Genomic DNA, 3,654 nt, shown 5'->3' with positions numbered 1-3,654 from the left:
ATGCCACTCCGCATTCGTTAAATCCCCACGACCCATGGAACCAGCCTGACCCCAACACCTCACCCATGTCCGGAGATCCGAGAAACACTGCCTAGTAGGTGTCGAAGGTGCCGTTGTCGATGAGCGTGCGGAGCCAGCCCCGCTCAGCGGCCGAACCACCTCATAGCGACGCATGCCGTTGCTCCCACCGCGGCGCCCATGAGGACTTGGTCAAGTGTATGGACGTGCAGATGCAAACGGGACCAGCCGATAGCTGCAACGAGGAGGTATAGCAGGGCCGCGCCTGGGCCCAGTTGCAGGGTGAGGAGGGTGACGCTGGCGGCTGCCGCGCTGGTGTGCAGGGAGATATTGCTGGCCCAGGTTAATGCAAGCAGGAGGGCAGCCAGCAGTGGGGCCGTGCTCCCCATCGCCAGCAGTGGAGCTGGTGCCCCCAGGTGCCCGCAGATCAGCCACACGACTCCGGCAGCAACGGTGCTCGCAGCCAGCAGCATCAGCCGGGGCCTGCGCTGAGAAGGAGCGGGAGTGGGCCACCACCCCAGGCGTGCGCCGACAAAGGCCAGGGCCGCACACAGCAGCACCCAGGAACTGCTGCCACACAGCCCCCACAAAAGACCCTCGTAGTGGGGCCAGGTGATATGCCAGCTCACTGCGCTGCCGGCAACCACCGGCATGACAGGAGGAGAGAAGTACAGACTCAGCTGACGCGCCAGTCTCGTTCGGCTGGGTCCCACGATGATAATCGTCACGACAGGTGAACGAGGCAGTCACCACGAGGTTTGCGGCCAGGATTGCGAACAGTCAGCAGTTACGAGCCGTCGGTGGACACCACCGCGGCCAGCCGTAGCGCAGCATGCACGACCGCCCGCTACCGGAACGGCCCCTGTGCCCGCGCAGGAGCCGATCAAGCGTGTCTTCACTCTGCCTGCTCCCGTTGGTCTGTGCGGATGTTGATGTTCGGTGGGCAGCGAGGGACAGAACGACATGGCACGAGATACGCGGCTACACATCAGGGCCGTGCACAAGGCGTACGGCAGGCGAGCGGTGCTGCGCGGCGCCGATCTGAGTGTGTCGGCCGGCATGCTCGCGGGAGTGGTGGGTGAGAACGGCTCGGGCAAGAGCACGCTTCTGCGTATCGCGGTGGGACAGCTCGTGCCGGATTGCGGCACCGTGCAGCGTTTCAGCGCGCTGGGATACTGCCCGCAGCAGGCGGTGGTCAATGACACGCTCACAGTCACCCAGCATTTGCGGCTGTTCCAGGTCGCCTACCGGTTGCCGCGGTTGGACCATGCCTGGGAGCTGGTGGACCTGCTCGGTTTCAGCGCCGAGCGGCGCACCCGGGCGGGAGAGCTCAGTGGCGGCACCCGGCAGAAGCTCAACTTGACCTTAGCGCTGATGCACGATCCGCCGCTGCTGGTGCTCGATGAGCCCTACCAGGGCTTCGACTGGGACACGCACCAGCGATTTTGGCAGCTGGCAGGCCGGTTGCGCGGCCGAGGCCGCTCGGTGGTGGTGGTCTCCCACCTGCTGCACGACCTGCAGCACTTCGACACCGTCCATCACCTGCGCGACGGCTGCCTGCACGTGGACGGAGCCTCGCGATGAAGCACCAGTGGACGGCGTTCACGGTGGCTCTCGGCTTCACGCTGACCGGTCACCTGCGCAACCGCCTTGCGATGGGCATGATTGCCTTCTTCATCCCGACCTGGATTTATCTGGTCCGGGTCACCGCTCTGAACAAGGACATCACGTTCAGCATCAGCGCCCTCGGCATCGATGTGGTCGCGTCGATGAACCGCACCATTCAGGTCTCCAGCGCCCTGCATGCCGTCACGGTGATCGCCGGTTTCATGATGTTCATGGCCACCTTCAGCGCTCGGGACATGGACCTGCGCCTGGTGCTGGCCGGCTATCCGCGGCTGCAGTTGCTGGCCGCGAAGGTTGTTGCCCTCCTCGTCATCACGGCGCTGCTCACCTGCTACACCCTCGGCCTGCTGTGGTTGTCCTGGCCGCTGATCCAGCCGGGGGCAGTCGCCGCCGCCCTGGCGACGGCGGTCCTGGCCTATGGAGGACTGGGCATCATGGTCGGCTACCTGCTGCGCAATGAGCTGGAAGGGTTCTTCGTCGTGGTGATGGCCACGCTGATCGATGTCGGCATGCAGAGCCCGGTCTCCAACCCGGCCAGAGACCAGTCCTGGCTGAGCGCCTTGCCGCTGTACGGGCCCGTGCAGGGGGGCTTGGCCGCCTCGTTCACCCACGCGGCCTCCTTCAGGTGCGCGGCCCTGGCTCTGCCCTGGTTCGTCAGCACCAGCCTTCTGGCTCTGCTCATCTTCTGCCTCCGCACCCGGCACTACGGCCAGCCCGTCACGGTTTCGTCACCGGCCGACCTGCGTCTGCGGGCTGGCGAAACGCCCACGCAGGACGTGGCCTGATCGACGTAGCGCCCGTGCCCGTACGTTTCGCGGGCGGTCGCGGACGGGCCGACAGGTCCTCGAGCGCGTCACCGCTCGCGTCGGCGCGGGTTCCTCGCTTGGCAAGGCGGATCGGGCCGCCGCCGACCTACCGAGCGTCACTCGCCGCAACGGCGGTCGTTGGGATCCGTGGAAGCCTCAGGAGAGGCGAAGGGACTGGAGGTCACCATTGACCGATGCTCACTACCGGCAGCATGTGATGCCGTACTACCGGACGTTTGAATCACGCTTTGGGTATTTGGCGTTGCTCGGCCGGACGCGCCATTTCGGCTGGTACGAACCTGGCGATTCTCCCTTGAGATTCGCAGCGGCCATGCGGCGCATGGAGGTCATTGCGGCCCGCAAGCTGGCCTTGCCGCCGACGTCTTCGGTGCTCGATGCCGGATGTGGGGTCGGTGAAACGGCGCGCACGGTCGCAAGGTCGAGCGGTGGGTACGTCACCGGGATCGACGGGATCGAGTCGGACATCGCCATCGCACGGCAGCGGTCCGCCCGCGCAGGTGAGCCGGGCAGGCGCACACGTTTCCTCCGGGCCAACTACCACGCGCTCCCGTTTGCCAACGCCTCCTTCGACGGCCTCTACACGATGGAGTCCTTCGTCCACTCGCCCAACCCCCGGCAGGGGCTCGCCGAGTTCTTCCGCGTCCTGCGTCCTGGCGGGAAGCTGGTGATGCTCGAGTATTCGAGCACCCCGCAGGCCCAGCTGTCGCCGCGGGCGCGGACCGCGCTGCACCGAGTCTGTGAGCTCTCCGCCATGCCCGGGCTGCTCACGATGACCCATGGAGAACTGGAGCGGCTTCTTCAGCAGACCGGTTTCACCGTCGAGCCGACTTACGACGCGACGACGAAGATCCTGCCGATGCTGTGGGCCTTCTCAGTGCTCGGTCGGCTGCCCTATGCGATTGCGCGCGGCGTGGGCCGCGGCGACAGCATGGTCAACGCGATGGCTGCGGTTGAGATGTACCGGCACCAGAGCACCTGGCGCTACACCATCTGTGTCGCCACCAAGCCGTGAGCCCAACGGCCGCCTCATGGACCTGCAAGGTATGGAAAGTGCAGGTGCTTATCCAGGTGCTGCGGCAGCACCTGGACTAGGCACTGTTTCTCGGATCTCCTGACATGAGTGGGGAGTTGGGGCCAGGCTGGCGGTATGGGCCGTGGGGATCTGACACATGCGGAATGGGAT

Annotated in this window: 3 protein-coding genes; all 3 read left to right on the top strand. The window is 65.8% G+C overall.

All coding sequences use genetic code 11. The features are described from left to right. Positions 1-981: 981 nt before the first annotated feature. Positions 982-1,602 carry an ATP-binding cassette domain-containing protein gene (locus ACH4FH_RS38875; protein WP_398560703.1) on the top strand — a complete coding sequence of 207 codons (621 nt, stop codon included), beginning with the start codon at positions 982-984 and terminating at the stop codon, positions 1,600-1,602. Continuing rightward, the gene (locus tag ACH4FH_RS38870; RefSeq protein ID WP_398560702.1) at positions 1,599-2,429 is read left to right on the top strand and encodes a hypothetical protein; all 831 of its coding nucleotides are present in this window, start codon (positions 1,599-1,601) and stop codon (positions 2,427-2,429) included. Before ACH4FH_RS38875 ends, ACH4FH_RS38870 begins: the two co-directional genes overlap by 4 nt. A gap of 208 nt (positions 2,430-2,637) precedes the next feature. Further along, positions 2,638-3,483: a class I SAM-dependent methyltransferase gene (locus ACH4FH_RS38865; RefSeq protein WP_398560701.1), complete on the top strand. Its 846-nt coding sequence runs from the start codon at positions 2,638-2,640 to the stop codon at positions 3,481-3,483. The last annotated feature ends 171 nt before the right edge of the window (positions 3,484-3,654 follow it).

Origin of the sequence: Streptomyces sp. NPDC017993, from assembly GCF_044328065.1 — a bacterium.
Classification (GTDB): domain Bacteria; phylum Actinomycetota; class Actinomycetes; order Streptomycetales; family Streptomycetaceae; genus Streptomyces.
The sequence above is the reverse complement of the archived record's forward strand: the minus strand, read 5'-3'. Positions and strand labels throughout refer to the sequence as shown.